Raw genomic sequence first — 16,230 nt, forward strand, 5'->3', positions numbered from 1 at the left:
AACCACCAATTATGGCGAACAGTGAAATGGCAGCCTCGAAAGCGACGCTCAAAGGGGACAGAAAATCTACCCCTCAAGAAAAACTCAATGTTCGGGCGATTGATCCCGACTCCAAAATCTTCTTTTGCTCCGACGGTAATGAACATTATCTCGGGGCATGTTTTGTTTCCGACGCCCTGACAGGCGCCAGCGCTTCGACTGTTGACAAGCTCCAGTCTGCTCTGAGCATGAGCTTTGCTCCAGGCACCTACATTCAGATTGCGATGCTTGAGAGCCCCGATGTCGGCGAATACATCGATGCATATCTGAACAGCAAACCTGCGCTCAACCCGATCCTCAAGGCACTCTCACGCCAGCATGCGAATCTGATTAGTGGCGGAGTCGATGTCCCGCTGGTCCAGCGCAGCGGTGTGATGCTCAACCGTCAGCGCATTATCGTTACGGTCAAATTCCCGTGCCGTAACGATCGCCCAGACGATGCTGACATCGCGGCCACGAAAGAATCGGCCGACCGGGTCACAGAGGCTCTCAAGGCAGCGTCGCTTAACCTGTTCCAGCTCGATGCTGTAGGTTATCTGGTGCTCATGCGGATCCTCACAAACCTGTGGGACTCTCCCCGGTCACACTACGACGAAGAGCAACTGATCAAGGATCAGATCTATTACCCAGGCGACTCCATCAATTACGATGATCCGTCGACCATCAATTTCAATGACGGCACTCACTACGCGAAAGCGCTGAGCGTTAAACACTTCCCGCAGCGCACCAGCCTCGCGATCATGAACCACATGATCGGCGATCCCAACGGACTCTCGAACCAGATCACCGAGCCGTACTACATGGTGTTGACCATCCACTATCCGGATCAGGTCGTGAAGAAGGACGAAGTCAAGCAAACGTCCTCAATCATCAACCACCAGGTCTTTGGGCCGACAGCACACCTGATACCCATCCTCAGCTACAAGAAAAAAGGTATCGACACTCTAATCCACGAGATCGACGGCAAAGGCGCGATCATCGTTGAGGTGAACTTCACGATTTTCCTCTTCTCGCGTGACAAGCAGCGCCTGAACAAGCTGTCCGCGGGCCTGCAGGCCTACTACACGTCTCTGGCTTTCGAGCTCCGGGAAGACCGGCGCATTTTGGAAGCTCTCTGGAACAACCTGCTGCCTCTGAATACAACAAAGGAAGGGGTCAAGAACCTCTATCGTTTCCACACGATGGCAGTGCGACATGCCTGCCAGTTCCTCCCGATACTCGGTGAGTGGACTGGCAGCGGAATGGCCGGCGCAATGCTCATGCTCACCCGCCGCGGCCAGCCGGCTCTGGTTGATCTGTATGAATCGAACACCAACTACAGCGGGATCATTTTTGCTGAGGCTGGTGCTGGCAAGTCGTTCTTCACACAAAAAATCGCCGCGGATTACCTCGCTGCTGGCGCCAAGCTGTGGGTGATTGACGCCGGCCGAAGTTACCTCAAGCTGTGCAAGATGGTTGGCGGTGAATTCATCGAGTTCAAGCCTGACTCGGATGTGTGTCTGAACCCCTTCACGCACGTTGAAGACCTGCACGAAGAAATGGATATCCTCAAAGCCACCATCGCCAAGATGGCCGCCCCCGAGGACACGCTTGACGACTACCAGCTGTCCCGAGTTGAACAGGCCATCACCAGTACCTGGGAGAAGTTCGGCAACCGCGCAAACATTACCACCGTCGCTGATTGGTTCATCAACCAGTCAGACGACCCAGAGTGCCTGCGACTGGGGCGCCAGCTGTTCCCGTTCGCCGGCGGCCAATACACCAAGTGGTTCGATGGCGAGAACAACCTGGATATGAGCAATGCGTTCATCTGCATGGAGCTGAGCGACCTGAAAGGGCGCCCAGCGCTTCAACAGGTGGTGTTGCTGCAGCTGATCTCGCGTATCAACCATGACATGTACAAAGCTCAACTGGGCGAGCGGGGCCGGAAAAAAATCCTGATTGTCGATGAGGCCTGGGAGATGCTCGACGACCCAATGATGGCCAAGGCAATGGTCGCCGCATACCGTAAAGCGCGGAAAGAAGACGGGGCGGTGCTGGTGGTCACGCAGGCTATCGGCGATGTCTATGCGTCGAAAAACACCGAGGCTATCGCCGCAAACTCGGCCTGGCAGTTCATCCTGCAGCAAAAATCTGAGTCGATTGACTCTGCTATCGACAGCAAGCAGTTCAAGATCGAACCTTACGGGGCTCACATGCTGAAGACGGTGCACACCATGCCCGGCAAGTACAGCGAGATCATGGTCAAGCGTAGCGAAACCGACTGGGGCATCGTGCGCCTTGTTGTAGATGAATTCCACAACGTGACGTTCTCCTCGAAAGGCGCAGCTCGTAACGAGATCCTCGACGATCTTGACCGTGGCATTGATGCGGTAGAGGCCGTCAATAACTTCATGGCTCGCCAGAGCTCAGCAGCCTAGTAGGCAGCAGATAACGCCTGCTCACAGCCCGGTCATCAGCCGGGCTTTTTGTTGTCTTAAACAATACTGCTGTCGTAATGCTACGTGTTATGCTTCCACGAACAACTGCGCGCTGAGCGCTGCCTCTTTACATCGCTACTAGGAAACGCCGAGATGACTGATACCGCGGACAGCCAACAACAACCCGGGGAACAAATCCGCCCTGATGACGACCAGGTGAGGACGAAGCCAGCGAGTGTTAGTAAAACCCAGCAATCACCTGGTGGTGTTTCCTTTCTGACATGCGCCGTCGTGGCTCTCGCTGTATCCGGCTTTACCAGCTTTATGGCCTATCACTACGCCGGACAGAACATCAACTCTGGCGCCCAGGTAGTGCTGGTGGACGGCACAAAACTCGCCAATGCGCAGATGAAGCGAACGCTCGATAAGGCCGGAATGAGCCCCGAGCAAGCGCAGGCAGACGGTCTCACATTTGTGACTGACCTTCAGAATGTGCTGAAGGCATACACCGATTCAGGGGTACTGGTCATCAACTCCTCGGTAGCCCTCAATGCCCCTGCAGGGTTGAACGTAACCGATCAGGTTGCCCAACACCTCGGCCTTGAGCTGGAGTGATCTCATGCGCGCTAAAGCACTGGCGACTCGACTAGTCTCCCCATTCAAAACCTTGCGAACGGACAAACCACGTCTCCGCTTTCTCCGAAATTCGATCCTTGGTATCGCAGCAGCTTTCATCGTCGCTATTGCAGCGGTTACGACATTTCGCCAGGACTACCGGATTGGCGTTGACCTTGCGTCAGTCCGCTGCTTGCCCTGGCGCCTTTACATGATCACTTACGGCCGGCCTGCTGACCTGAAGCGTGGCGATTTTGTAGCGTTCGTGCCAAAGGATGGCCTTATGGGCGAACACTTTGAAGGGAAGACCGTCGGAAAAATGGTTGCTGGACTCCCGGGCGATAAACTGGTCGTGAAGAATAACGTCGCTTACATCGGTGATCGCTTGATCGGTGAGCTGGACCTCATCGAGAAACTGGGCAAAAAGCCTGGCGATTTGGATCGAGTCATGACGGTGCCGGCGGGCAAGATTCTTGTCATCGGAACAGAGCCTCGGAGCTACGACGGTCGTTACTGGGGCTTTCTTGATGAGAAGCTGATCATTGGCAGGGTAGGGCCCATCATCTGATGAAAGCCTCATTCAAACGATTTAATAGTATGCGTACGCGTTATGCATTGACTAAATGCTTGTTGGTATTCGCTGCTGCATCTCTCGCCGTTTTACCAGGTGCTGCCTCTGCTGAATCCGACAGTGGCTCTCCAAGGTTCATCGAACGCAAGGCAGAAGGCTGGTTCTTCTACAAAGACCCTAAAGAGAATCCACCGCCTCCGCCGCTGATCCGTCAAGAACCCAAAGCTCCCGTAGGAAAGCCTGCCTCCGAAGAGCCCAAGATTCAGCCGTTCTCTGTTTCGTGGTTACGGGAAAACATGCCGAAACTGCTGGATGCCGCGATCGACGATCCTAGCAAGGAAAACGTTGAGGCTTACCTATATGCGCAACGCGTTGCCATGGACAAGTCACAGCGCTATGCAGAGATGACAACCCGAGTTGTGGCCGCCGACCCATTTTTGGATGAAAACAACCGCGTCCCTATCGCGACCTACACGAAACCGTTCTTCCTGCGCAACGCTCAGGCTGGTGTAACCGAAGCACTAAAGCATGTTGCGACCGTTGGCGGTTTGTGGGTTTTCTTCGATTCGAAGTGTGAGTTCTGCCGACCTCAAGTTAATACCGTTCAAAAGCTGGCCCAGGAATACGGATTTGTCACGAAATTTATTTCCATGGATGGCAAGCCACTCCCGAATGTGACTGAATTCGAGAGAAACTCCGGGCAAGCTAGCATCCTGAACCTTCGTATTACACCAACTACTGTTCTTGTTGTTCCGCCGAATAATTACTACATCGTATCGCAAGGGATGATGGCCCAAGATCAGCTTGCAGAGCGGATCATCATTGCAGCTGATAGCAACAATTTACTACCCAAAGACATTGCTCAGAAGATCAATTCCTATGACCGAGGCGTCTTGACTAATGAAGACACTCAACAGGGTGCAAGTGAAGATCCAAAGCAATGGGTTAAATACCTGAAGGACAAACTGGAAGGCCGCTACGAGGGGGGCAGCAATAATGCGGAATAAATTTAAGCAGCTGGTTTCGTTACTACTTGTGGCGACGCTTAGCATGGTTTCAATACCAGCGTCAGCAGGGCTGGCTGACGCATTAGACGGTATGTTCATGTCGAACAGCACCAGCGCTGGGGCTTTCTCCAGCCAGAGCCGGGGGGGTATGGTCGGCGGTGGCGCAGCCCTCCGAAGTCCAGTTCGAAACATTAACCTAGTCGCGTTCGATCCACCCCGATTCTCCGCCGGCTGTGGCGGGATTGATATGTTTGCGGGGTCATTTTCGTTCATTAACGCCGACGCCCTGGTTGCACTTTTCCGTCAGATTGCCGCTAACGCTGTTGGCGTGGCGTTCAAAGCTGCCATCGACGCGATCAACCCGGCGCTAGGCAAGCTAATGCAGGATTTCCAGAATAAACTGCAAGCCCTGAACCAGATGATGAAGAACACCTGCGCAGTCGCTAACTCGATTGTTAAGTCGTTCACAGATCCGTCAGCTCGAAAAGAGATGGTGGATCAAGCATCGACGGCAGCATCTGCTGCAACCGGTTCTTTCTCTGATCTGTTTGCTGGATTGTCGGATCTATTCAGCTCTCCGAACAGCAGTTCTGACAAAGGTACGAATAACGGAAGTTGCGAAGAGTGCGGCAATCCTGTTTGGAAGGCACTTACAGACACCTCTTCCGGCCAATACCTAGGTAATCCTGATAGTGGAGAGGCCGATAGCAACCTCGCTAACGAAGTTGTGATGAGTATGATTGGCGCAGTTGTAATGACTGCCCCAGACAGCTCCTCGAAAAACTCTGATGGTTCTGAGAAGCCTAAAGTTGGACAGATCTATAGCCCCACTTTGACGTTGATGAACTTCAAAAATGGCTCAAGCACCAACAGCACCCCGCTCAAAATACTGCACTGCAACAACGGGTACGAGCGCACCAAGTGCACGAGCATTAACCCCAACAAAACTCTGAGCTTTGATGGCACCTTGGGCTACACCAACAAAATGCTCTTCGGTTACGCACAAGGCGCAACTAGTGGCACGGCTAGCACGTCGATCGTAGGAAAGCTTACGAGCTGCACGGGCAGTTCCTGTGGCTTCACCGCAGCTCAGAAGCAGTTCATCGAATCTATCAATACGCCAGCTCTGGCATTGATCAGAAAAGTTCAACAATTCCCGGGGGCTATTCAGGGTGTTGCTGAGCAAATGGCTCCAATTATCGCCAATGAGTTAGCGGTTAAATATGGTGAGGCTGCTTTGTACGCCGCCAATCAGACATTCAACGGAGTCAAGGGCATAAAGCCAGACTTTGTAGATCAAAACATTAACAAACTAACTCAAGAACTGGCAGCAATCAGGTCTGAACATGCGAACTTCCAACCTAAAATTGTTGCCACTGAGCAATATATCAACATGATCCTTACCAGCAACCCAGCCATCTTCGTCAAGCCGGGCCTCTAGGAAATATTATGGACTTCACTGTATATGTACTGGGTGATGTTTCTACCTTTTATAACACGCTCAACAGCGTAGCAATGGTATTCAACGCCAAAGGCTTCATGACTGGCGTATACTTGGTAGGAGGCTTCATTGCATTGATCTCTGGGATTATGTTCGTAATCCAGAAGGGTGCCTCGGAACAGTTCATACCGGCAAACGGTCCTGTTGGGGGGCTCTTTGGTTTTGCCATGATGGTTGCTTGCTGCACCATCACAGCCGATGTGAAAATTGAAGACATTTACACTGGGACGGTTAACAAAGTTGACAACGTTCCGCTAGTCATAGCGGCACCAGCCAGCCTATTCACAACAACCATGTATGGCCTATTTGAGAAGATCAACACGGCTTATCAAAGTACTTCTGGAAGTTATATGGCTGTTACTCAAAATGGCTTTGTGACCCCATTGAAATTACTGCTCACTCTGCGTAAAGGCGTGGAGAATGTTGATCCGTATCTTGTGGCTAGCCTGAAACAATATGTGATTGACTGCGTTCCTGGATCGACGACTTTCAGCATAGAGGACTTCCAGCAGTCCACGAATATTGTCTCTTACGTGCTAGGCCATTCCCGTGGCTCGGGCCTAACCACCTACTGGGACAATGTGAATATTGGTGGCAAAGCGCTTTCTTGCCCGGAAGCGCAGACAACGCTATCAGCCAAGGTTGACGCGTTCCCATCTTCGGCAAATGCGAAGAAGATGATCAATGCAGGCATGAAGGATAAAAGCCCGTCGGGCAGTGCCTACACACCTGACGATGTAATGGCTGCGATTACCAACCTGGTACCTTCGCTCTGGTCGTCAGCCCAAAGCGCTGACGACTTCATGGTAAACGCACTGTTCTTTAATTCTATCGTGGGAACATATAACTGCCTGGACAGCATTTCCGATCAAAACAGTTTCAACCTTTGCATGACTTCCTTGACTCAGCAAGACGAGCAGTTCCGCTCCGATGCTGCGGCATCTGGTAGTTTCTTTGCCAAAATGATGATGCCGACAATGGTCTTCCTTCAAATCCTTTTCTTCGGATTCGCCCCTATCGTCATCATTTACAGCCTTTTCAAAGGGGCTGGATCTCTGATGATGTATGTAAAATTCTTAGGTTTCGGAATTTGGACAACATCTTGGTTGCCATTTTCCGCAGTCATTCAGATGTACATTCAAAACGATGTCGCTGAAAAGATGGCTGAATTCACCGAGAAAGGCCTCGTTCCAAGCAACCTGAAGGCCGTCTACTACGACGTCCTGGCGACACGACTCGGTACTGCCTCGGACATGCTGGCGGCAACACCGCTAATTTCTGCAGCAATGCTCGGGCTGACAGCCTACGGCATGGTGAGCCTCGCCAGCCGCTGGTCCGGCCGAGACCACAATGACGAGAAATTGCAATCTCCGGATATTCTGAAGAACGGCCCCCACGTCGATGTTGCAAGCCGTAACCAATACCAGTCGGAGCATTCCGGTAGCGTCAAAAACGGGCTATCGCTGAATGGCGCCACCTGGAGCAAAGCAGATCTGAAAAATACGCTCAGTACCTCCACCCAAAGTGCATTCGGCTCCGATCATTCGAAGCGGAGCGAAAGCTCTTCTGCAGTCGAAGCGGCTCTACGGCAAATGTATTCGCATAAATCTGGTGATAGTTGGACGGATCAGCGTATGCAATCGCTTGATCGACAGCACACCAACATCTCCCAACAGGCAATGAAGCTTGGAGATAGCATTGGTCAATCCTTGGGCTTCTCTGGTAAGGAGCTGAGTCAGTTCAGGGAGGCATTCGATGCCAAGGTCGGAATCAGCGGCATTTTCGGAGGTGTTTCTGCCGGTATTCAGAACGCAACTGCTAAGGAAATGACCAAAGCCCAGGCGTCTACGATCGCATCCCAATTTGGTGCGGAGATCTCTAAGAACGAGAGCGACATGTCTGGTTGGAAGGCTGCGGTTGCTAGTACATTCTCTCACAGCACTGGAAGAGAAGCCGCTACGGAAAACGCGCTGGGTCGCCGCCTCAGTGCAACCACCGCCGATACCCAGTCGTCTTTCAATCGCTTCCAACAAGCTACCTCGGCGGAAGCTGGCGTTTCTGCAAATGTGCAGATCAGTGAGGAGACCACAGGCGGGAATCTCACGCGGTCCCCGCAGGGCATGCAGGCCCTCAACCAGGCTATCGCCGGGCTTAGTGATTCGCAGCGCAGTGCGTTCAACCAGAAATTCCCCGAGCTGGAAACACGCTATGCCCAAAATTCCACGGGAATGGTAGGTGCACGTGAGTCCGCTCAACTGTGGGCTCTCAAGTCGATCGGCGCTGAAACTGAATTCGCGAATGTCATTTCGGCTATGACGGGCAACGTTGTGGGTGGTCCAACCGAAGGAGATGCTGGAAAATTCAAAGGCGTAGGTGGAAAAGCAGCCCAGGTCAGTGACAACCCAGCCGGTCCGGTCTCTCGTGCGAACATCGGCAACCCGTCGATGAATGTTCCTGGAGTCAATCCAGATCAGATCGGACCTACAGGCGCTCCGCAGCAAAGCGAACTCAGAGAGGTATCGTCGGGAATGGATCCATACCGCTCTTACGAAGACCGCGAGACATATGTTTCGTCCCAACTGCCGAGTAGCCATGCCAAATCGCAGGAGCAGATGCGGGCAGGTAAAACGGCAATTGAAAATTCTGACCCTACGATTAGCCCGGAACAGATTCGCGACACAATGTCGACGAAACCTATCACTAACACAATGGTGGGCGTTGGCCAGGCAGAGCAACAATGGGAACAAGAGAACCCTAAAACTGCGATGGCCGTGACGGCTGCTACGATGCTTGTCCCCGGCGCAGGGTGGGGAGGCGCAGCCCTCAAAGGTGTGCAAGCTGGAAGGGCCGCTATGGCTGCGCGAGGGGCGGCAACTGCTCTCAAGACCGCAGAGGCTGGTACTGAGGTTGCGCAGGCAGCACGCGTTGTCAACGCCGCCGGCCACGAAGTACCAGCTTTGCTCCGTGGCCAAGGTCAAGCTTCGCGTGTTGTGAACGCCGAGCATGTGGCAGAGGCGGCAAAAACCGCAAAAGACGCCACGACGGCCGCGCGCACAGCGGGTCGTGAATTTACCGGCGCTACTAAGCTTGCTGGGAACGTATCAGTGGTTCCGGGCATGATGATCGCTTCCGACCAGATGGCAGATAGCTACAACGCTGATGTGGCCGCCAACGGCAAGCCCGAGCGTTATGAGCCTGGTTCGAGCGTGCGCTCAGTGCTTCAAAGCGAAGCTGCTCCGGCACAGAGTGGTCAGCCTCTTGTAGCTCCAATGCCGGCGCCAGCTGATGCTCTCGCTCCTTTAGGTGGTCATGCAGGCAACTTGATGGCTGCTCCCGGCGAAAATGGGCAATCCCCAGCGCTAGGTCAGCCCCTTGTCACACCGATGAACACGAACGCTGAAGCTGGTGACCTGATGACAGGGTCTGGAGGGGGTTTAATGACCGCCGGGCCTCAATCGCCGGCTAGCGCCGGTCTTTCAGCAGGAGAACCTCAACAAGCAGCCTCAGAAAGTGGTCAAGGTAGCCCATATGGCGAGGGCATGATGGGGGCAGCGGATGCGTACCAGTCCCCGTTCTCCGGCGGAGAGAAGCCAGCGCCAGCTACACGAGTAATGACGTTGCAGAACACTGTTGTGGGCCCGGAGGACAAGGGTGACGGGGACGCCAAGCCGCCAACGACAAGAGGAGGCAGTCACTAACCATAGGTACTGAATAAAGCCCGACATAGTCGGGCTTTTTCGTACCATGCCGGTGTGCAACCTTCACCTCTGCCATCTCCTACAACGCTAACCAGGCATTCCGCTGAATCTTTGACGAGTGCCGCGGGGGCCTGGAGCAATAGCATGGCGGTCTAACCAGGTCGCAGCTTGCTCTACAAATGCAAAACCCCCGTCAGTACGGGGGTTAGGCGTATTCACAAGCTTTAACGGACAAACCAGACACCCGGTATTAACGCTCTTGCATCACCTTAGAAATCATACCGTTGGCCAGGTTCATATAGAGTGCACTATCGCCTGAGACGTCGTCAGGCGTGATCACATACTTACCGCTGATCACCATGGACGGTGTGGCGTCGACGCCATATGTGAGGAGCTTGGCAAATGCTCTCTCCAGTCTTTGTTGCGTGACGTTATGCCAGGCCTCATTGAAACCCTGGACGTCTGCCATCGCTACCGCTCTCGACCACGTGCCAGGGTCCTCCATTGTCATGCCGTTTTGCTGGATCAGCGTATAGGCCGCTGACATGAATGCAGCAAGTCGGCTCGGATCTGCATCCTGGACAGCGAAGAATGCACGAGCTGCGATGTAGTTCCCTTTGTCGGGAACCGCTACAGGAAGGAACTCAGCTGACCAGCCGGGCGGCAACGTTTTCGCCCAGCGTGAGAAGGTCTGGTCGTATGAAGCGCAGACAGGGCATGCGAACGAGAAGAACACCACTACCTTGTGACTGTCTTCTGCCTGAGCCGAAACCTCCCTATACGGCAGTGATGGCTGCGACTCCTGCGCTATCGAGAGGACTGGAGTGGCCAGTAGGGCTGCCATAGCCATCTGCGCTATAAACTTCTTCATATAACCGTTCCTTGCTGATCAGGTTCTGCTCGATGAGCATGTCGAAAATCGATTCTTGATTACGCTCGGCACGCCACAACTCAACAGTTTCCTTCAGTGCTTTGAAGTTAATTTCTCGGGCGGCGGCTAGGTCGTTCAAAAACTCGACAGCACCCTCGGTGAAGCCAAGCGCATTTACTACGTCATCTTGTGAGGCAAACTTCAGATCGATGAGGGCTTGCCCGAACTTTTTCACCTTTCCTTCAATAGTGCAGCGGAGTTGCAGCTCCGCTGCCTGATTCGCTTGAGTAAAGGTGATTATGCCTTGCGCAATCAGAACATCGCCGATGCGTCTGACTGTCGGTTTGACTGAGTCGTCTTTAATCAGGGTCCGCACCCGTGACATAGTGGTCACGCCATCAGTCACCATCCGCACGGCGGATTGGCCTAACGTGTCGAATTGGTTTTGTCGCGCAGCAGCGTTAAGGACTGTCATCTCGCTACCGCCACTGACTATGGCTGAGCGAACTTGCTTGTCCGATCTGATAAGTTCAATAATTGGGCATTTACCGGAGAATGCTTCTTTCGATGCCGCTATTGGTACGTATCCAGTCACTGCTGGTAGCCCATTTTTCTTCAGCCACATACGCTCAACATCATTTATGGGCGCCCACTCATGTTCTACATCCGCCCGCAAAGTTGGGACCAGTCTTTGCGCAATCACGCCAATTAGAACGGAAGCTAGCGTCTGGGCGTCGACACCCAGATCAATGATCCGCGGGACAGCTTGAGCGGCGCTGTTGGAGTGCAAGGTAGCGAATACCAGGTGACCAGTGTTCGCAGCCTGAATGGCAATCTGTGCGGTTTCCTGGTCACGGATCTCACCAATCAGAATGACGTCTGGATCCTGACGCAATAGAGCCCGAAGCCCCAAGGCGAAACTGAGCTGGGGTGTAACGTTGATTTGGACAAAGCCCTTGACCACATACTCGACAGGATGCTCGATCGTACAGATGTTAAGCGTTCCATCGTTGATTGCGTTGAGCGCAGCGTAGAGGGTGGTGGTTTTCCCTGAGCCGGTTGGACCGGTGACGAGGATCAACCCTTGAGGTTCGTTGATCATCTCGCGGAAAGCATGCTCAACCAGCATTGGCATCCTGATGCGTTCGAGGTCCATCGACGCGTTTTCTTGATCGAGCAACCGGCATACGATTTTTTGCCCGTTGTGGCTTGGAACCAAGCTCACTCGAACTTCTAGCTCAATACCCGGATATCTCAACCCGATGCGCCCGTCGATGGGAATCTGATGCTGAGAGAGGTCCATGGTGGCTCGCGATCGAATTTTCGTATCGATCATTTTGCCCATCGCCGGCTCTACGGTATCAAAGTGTCTGAGCTTGCCGTCTTCACGCAATTGAATATACACATGCCCTTGAACCCACTGAAAATGAATATCCGGGATTCTTTTCTGAGCAGCCATCAGGAACAAATCGTTCAAGTACGTGGCCGCAGGCTTATCCGATGGCGAGTTGAAAATAAAAAGATCTGGCTCTTTTGCCACAGTCAGCTCCTATTTAGCCTGGCCGCTAGTGCAAGTGAGTTCTGGGCCATAGAACAAACGCGAGATGAAATTTTGCACGGCTTTATCGGCTGCAATGCTCCAGAGCAGCAAATCAATCCGTGAGTCAGTACTGAGATAGTTCGTGCCAGCCCAACGAACCGCATCAAAAACCACTCGTATCGGTAAAGCCCCACGGTCTACTCGCTCACAGGGCTCTTCAGGCGATACTGTGTACAGTATCCACCCGAATAACAAGACAGCAAAACCACTGCTGAATAGCTGTTTCATTTATAGACCACCATAGTTACTCATAACTTTCTGAATATATATCCGCTGATTTTTCTCGTTGGGACTGTTGTATGCGCCAACAGCTTTCCAGACGTGGCCGTGAGAGGCGATGTTGCTTGCTAGGATCCACGCCCCAACATTTGCACTGACACAGCGATCTAAAAGCTCTTTCTCACCGATGCCGTATTTCGACAGCGCAGGGAGCCAAGATGAGTTGATCTGCATCAGCCCAATGTCCCAGCTGCCGTCGCTGTTCTTAGGGCTCACTGCGTCAGCTTTACCCGGGCGATTTTCGGTGATCTGGATGGCGCGGAGCAGCTTCTCGCTGACCCTATAGCGGGCAGCGGCGTCGGCGAAGCAGTCCGCGTGAGCAGCCGAGGACATCTCGGTCAGCACACCTGCCAGAAGAAAAAGGAGGGATAGTTTTTTCATGCGCTTAAGAATACATTACGCGTATCAATAAACAAGGTGTATCAGACCATGGCTTTATCGAATCGACTGCCGGCCTTGTTGGCGCTGCCCCTAGCGCTCGCCAGCGTCACCTGTGCAGCTAACAGCTCCGCAGACACTTCCGCCGCTGCATACTTCAGTAGCGAAGCCGCTGGGGACTCCGGCCTTCCAGATATCTCCTCTGCCATGAAGGGACTACTCTCTACCGCCCGTGAGGGAGGCGACGTGCTTCGGACGTGGGCAGCCTACAAGGCCGGAGATAAGGCCGCACTGCCGAAGCTTTTTGAACTCGCCCAGGGCGGGAATAGCCGAGCACAGAACGTGGTGGGCTATCTGCTGGACCACGGCGAAGGCGTCAAGAAGGACAGCGCTGCCGCTGCCGCATATTTCTCAGCCGCCAGCACTGACTACCCCCTTGCTAGGTACAATCTGGCCGTCCTTACCTTACTTGGCCGTGGTGTTGCGAAGGATGAGGCCAAGGCGATGGAGATGTTCGAGTCTTCTGTGAAGGACGCATCCGTCGACCTCGCCGCTGTACGCCTGTCACTCTACTACCTCAACAAAGGCGACCGTGACAGGGCCTGGACATGGGCAAACGAAGGCGCCAATCGCGGTAACGTGACTGCCTACTACCTCCTTGGGCGCATGCTCTACGAGCGGGGAGAGTATCAGGAAGCGTACAACTGGCTGACGAAGGCGGCGCAAGCCAGCGAGCCCAACGCGCCGGCTATCCTCTCGGCCATGTACAAAAATGGCCATGGCATGAATGAGAACAAGAAGATGGCTGCTTCCTGGTGGATGATCTACGTCGGCCTTAACAAGGGAAAACCGGGGATGAATTCGGGTGGCATATCGTCCTTCGGGCTCAGCTCAAAAGAGCAGAACGACGCGACCAGCTTCGCAACCAACTGGCTTGCGACACATAAGCACATGAAGCGCCCTGACTACGACGCCACACTGCTCCAGGCCAACAGGAACGACAAATCTTGACTCCAGGCGTACAGCGCCGCGGCTAGCAAAGCCAAGCCAAGAATGGGCCACGAGATGAGGGCCAATCGCCAGTCTGTCCTCGATGGCCAGCAGTGCAGGATTATCGGCCCTGCCAGAATCCAACAGCTCAGATCCACCAAAGTCAGTCCCCCCGAATGATTCGAGGTTCGCCAAAAGGCGAGCGCATAAAGGCCTGGCAAGGCAAATAGGGGCGCAAGAGCAGTTATCCAGGCATTCGCCCAGGTCAGGCGCTCGAACTCTACTGACCCTAGGATAATTTGATTCCCTTCGCGGCGGGGTATGAGCGACATTCCGACTGGCTTCGCCTTCGTGAAATACCCCACCAGGAGGTGGGCTATTTCATGGGACAGAACCCCAGCGCTCCTAAGTAGAGACGTTGCTAGCCACCGGGGTGGCAACGCTCTGACGACAACTGCCATTGCGAGCATCGGCACCACGTAACCACGAGGGCTTGCGAACGCAAACTCCATCGTGGCGCGATAGAACTCATCCACCGTGTCGACCTCGCACAATTGTCCTTCAGCATTGGTGACCGGGCGGCGATCGGCACGGCCTCATACAAATCTATCAGATTGCTTTCGATGCCTGAACTGACTTACAGTTACGTGTAAAATACTGTCAGTATCTGGAAAGCAAAAATGCGATTCAAGACCAACCTTTTGCCCCTGTGCACCTCCCTCATCGTCCTTGGCGCAGCATCCTTCACAGCGCACGCCGACACCTCGAAAGAAATTCTGATCGAAGCCGTGAAAACCGGCCACGCATCCGCCGAATTAACCGGGGACCAAGCTGACGTCTGGAAAGCCAAAACCCACTCACGCGAACCAGTCATGGTGGAGGCCAAGGTCGTTGAGCAACTCCAGCAGCCCGGCTGCGCCCGCGTAGCAATCCAGTTCACGCAGCAAGAGGTTCCCAAGGTCAACGGCGGCTCCGGCCCACTCGAAGTTGGCTGGGGGATGAACGTCTGTGAAGACGGCTCCCCGCCGGCAGACCCAAGCCTGTTCACTCAAGACCCGCACTCGCCAACCAAGGTTAACAAGGTTCAATCCCAATGAAATTCAGAACGCATAGCTTACTGACCTTGGCCGCGGCTCTGGTGCTATCTAGCACTGCTGGGGCTGACCCACACTCTGAGGGAACGGAGCTCGGCAAGTCTAACCTCAGTAAACTGTCCTCCAATGTGACTTCTTCCAATGCCAAGGCGATGCCGTTCTATACGGCCACTCCGTCGCAATCATCACAGTTTGGCAGCACCTCTCTCTTCAACGTCGGAACTGCACGGATCAATAGTTGCAAAACGGAACCCGATGGCACCGACCAGATAGCGAACCAAGAATGTGACGCTGTCAACTTCCTGGCCAAGAATCCATATGAGCGTGTCAAAGTCAATGTGGATGAGAACGACCCGATTATCAGTGGCATCGGCGAGATCATCAATAACGCCAAACCGGGGGATATAACCGAGAACTGTGGAACCAAAACCACAACCACGCCAGACATCTACTCCACTGAAGTCTGTAACATATATAACTTAAGTGAAGAGAAGGCCTGCTCGATGGGGCAGATCGTAGATGTTGATGCCAAGGCAAACTTCCAGTGCAATGTGACACACAATGCGATTCAGACCGTCCAGTGTGATCGTTACCTAACATTGGCATGCCAGCCACCTATTGTAGGATGCGACAACGGAGGTATTGTGCCAGGGACAACACAATCTGACATGTATACATCGTGGTCGCTGGCAAACTCTAACGGCACCTATGCACTTCAGTTCGGCTCCATCGGTGACAACTACTGGAGCGATGGTATTTATTCGCGTTCGCTTGAGTTCCAAGTTAAAGACCCGACGATGCTCACCCAGTTTACGCTAGCATCCGTGTATTACGACGATTACATCCTAATTAAGATAAATGGAACTTACTTGTTCAGTGGCCCCTATGGCGGAACTCAGCTGTCCCTGTTCAGTAATGGTAAAGTTAACATCGGCGATGGAGTTCAGCGCAACCGGGAACTTGGTAACAGCTGGGGGGCGACACCAAACATTAATCTTATTCCGTACTTGGTTGCGGGTGTCAACAAGCTTGAGACGATCACTGCTGTTGGCGGCGGGGGCGAAACCTACATCACAATGTACGCTCGGATGCTGTGCAATGGCCCCTGCACCGAAACATGGACTGATCAATGTAGTGCGCTGAATGCTCGCACTAAGTAGGGGGTTA

General features: G+C 53.5%; 12 protein-coding genes. 9 read left to right on the plus strand and 3 right to left on the minus strand.

Features of this window, described 5'->3' with window-relative positions:
• Positions 1–26 precede the first annotated feature (26 nt).
• The 6 genes from traC to RR51_RS15620 all read left to right on the plus strand — a co-directional run bounded on the left by traC (position 27) and on the right by RR51_RS15620 (position 9,851).
• Positions 27–2,459, plus strand: coding sequence for a type IV secretion system protein TraC (gene traC, locus RR51_RS15595; protein WP_023662242.1), 2,433 nt, complete (start codon positions 27–29; stop codon positions 2,457–2,459).
• Positions 2,460–2,612: 153 nt separating this feature from the next.
• Entirely contained in the window at positions 2,613–3,074 is a 462-nt protein-coding gene (locus tag RR51_RS15600; protein ID WP_023662241.1) for a hypothetical protein, read from the plus strand.
• Between the two features lie 4 nt (positions 3,075–3,078).
• On the plus strand, positions 3,079–3,642 hold the full coding sequence (locus RR51_RS15605) for a S26 family signal peptidase (RefSeq protein WP_023662240.1): 564 nt from the start codon (positions 3,079–3,081) through the stop codon (positions 3,640–3,642).
• Between the two features lie 29 nt (positions 3,643–3,671).
• Positions 3,672–4,652: a conjugal transfer protein TraF gene (traF, locus tag RR51_RS15610; RefSeq protein ID WP_023662239.1), complete on the plus strand. Its 981-nt coding sequence runs from the start codon at positions 3,672–3,674 to the stop codon at positions 4,650–4,652.
• 43 nt (positions 4,653–4,695) lie between these two features.
• Entirely contained in the window at positions 4,696–6,093 is a 1,398-nt protein-coding gene (locus tag RR51_RS15615; protein WP_223817439.1) for a conjugal transfer protein TraH, read from the plus strand.
• 8 nt (positions 6,094–6,101) lie between these two features.
• Positions 6,102–9,851, plus strand: coding sequence for a conjugal transfer protein TraG N-terminal domain-containing protein (locus RR51_RS15620; protein ID WP_023662237.1), 3,750 nt, complete (start codon positions 6,102–6,104; stop codon positions 9,849–9,851).
• 250 nt (positions 9,852–10,101) lie between these two features.
• Here RR51_RS15620 and RR51_RS15625 read toward each other — a convergent pair whose 3' ends face one another.
• From RR51_RS15625 to RR51_RS15635, 3 genes are all read right to left on the minus strand, one after another.
• Positions 10,102–10,722, minus strand: a complete 621-nt coding sequence (locus RR51_RS15625; RefSeq protein ID WP_223817437.1) for a thiol:disulfide interchange protein DsbA/DsbL — start codon at positions 10,720–10,722, stop codon at positions 10,102–10,104.
• Complete coding sequence (locus RR51_RS15630) at positions 10,628–12,262, minus strand: GspE/PulE family protein (protein ID WP_023662235.1); 1,635 nt, start codon at positions 12,260–12,262, stop codon at positions 10,628–10,630. The genes RR51_RS15625 and RR51_RS15630 overlap by 95 nt, the downstream gene beginning before the upstream one ends.
• Before the next feature lie 288 nt (positions 12,263–12,550).
• Complete coding sequence (locus RR51_RS15635; RefSeq protein ID WP_039614013.1) at positions 12,551–12,982, minus strand: lytic transglycosylase domain-containing protein; 432 nt, start codon at positions 12,980–12,982, stop codon at positions 12,551–12,553.
• 48 nt (positions 12,983–13,030) lie between these two features.
• Between RR51_RS15635 and RR51_RS15640 the strand changes: the two genes are divergently transcribed.
• From RR51_RS15640 to RR51_RS15650, 3 genes are all read left to right on the plus strand, one after another.
• The gene (locus RR51_RS15640) at positions 13,031–13,990 is read left to right on the plus strand and encodes a tetratricopeptide repeat protein (protein ID WP_039614014.1); all 960 of its coding nucleotides are present in this window, start codon (positions 13,031–13,033) and stop codon (positions 13,988–13,990) included.
• A 659-nt stretch (positions 13,991–14,649) separates the two neighbouring features.
• Positions 14,650–15,066, plus strand: coding sequence for a hypothetical protein (locus tag RR51_RS15645; protein ID WP_039614015.1), 417 nt, complete (start codon positions 14,650–14,652; stop codon positions 15,064–15,066).
• Positions 15,063–16,223 (plus strand): hypothetical protein, encoded by a 1,161-nt coding sequence (locus RR51_RS15650; RefSeq protein WP_039614016.1) that lies wholly within the window; start codon positions 15,063–15,065, stop codon positions 16,221–16,223. The genes RR51_RS15645 and RR51_RS15650 overlap by 4 nt, the downstream gene beginning before the upstream one ends.
• The last annotated feature ends 7 nt before the right edge of the window (positions 16,224–16,230 follow it).

Origin of the sequence: Pseudomonas sp. C5pp, assembly GCF_000814065.1 — a bacterium.
Lineage (GTDB): Bacteria > Pseudomonadota > Gammaproteobacteria > Pseudomonadales > Pseudomonadaceae > Aquipseudomonas > Aquipseudomonas asiatica.

What these genes read in the sequence shown, in the direction of transcription:
- RR51_RS15650 (WP_039614016.1), top strand. Translation starts at nt 15,063, where the DNA reads ATGAAATTCAGAACGCATAGCTTACTGACCTTGGCCGCGGCTCTGGTG.
- RR51_RS15625 (WP_223817437.1), bottom strand. Translation starts at nt 10,722, where the DNA reads ATGAAGAAGTTTATAGCGCAGATGGCTATGGCAGCCCTACTGGCCACT.
- traF (WP_023662239.1), top strand. Translation starts at nt 3,672, where the DNA reads ATGCGTACGCGTTATGCATTGACTAAATGCTTGTTGGTATTCGCTGCT.
- RR51_RS15615 (WP_223817439.1), top strand. Translation starts at nt 4,696, where the DNA reads ATGGTTTCAATACCAGCGTCAGCAGGGCTGGCTGACGCATTAGACGGT.
- RR51_RS15600 (WP_023662241.1), top strand. Translation starts at nt 2,613, where the DNA reads ATGACTGATACCGCGGACAGCCAACAACAACCCGGGGAACAAATCCGC.
- RR51_RS15645 (WP_039614015.1), top strand. Translation starts at nt 14,650, where the DNA reads ATGCGATTCAAGACCAACCTTTTGCCCCTGTGCACCTCCCTCATCGTC.
- RR51_RS15605 (WP_023662240.1), top strand. Translation starts at nt 3,079, where the DNA reads ATGCGCGCTAAAGCACTGGCGACTCGACTAGTCTCCCCATTCAAAACC.
- RR51_RS15635 (WP_039614013.1), bottom strand. Translation starts at nt 12,982, where the DNA reads ATGAAAAAACTATCCCTCCTTTTTCTTCTGGCAGGTGTGCTGACCGAG.
- RR51_RS15620 (WP_023662237.1), top strand. Translation starts at nt 6,102, where the DNA reads ATGGACTTCACTGTATATGTACTGGGTGATGTTTCTACCTTTTATAAC.
- traC (WP_023662242.1), top strand. Translation starts at nt 27, where the DNA reads ATGGCAGCCTCGAAAGCGACGCTCAAAGGGGACAGAAAATCTACCCCT.
- RR51_RS15640 (WP_039614014.1), top strand. Translation starts at nt 13,031, where the DNA reads ATGGCTTTATCGAATCGACTGCCGGCCTTGTTGGCGCTGCCCCTAGCG.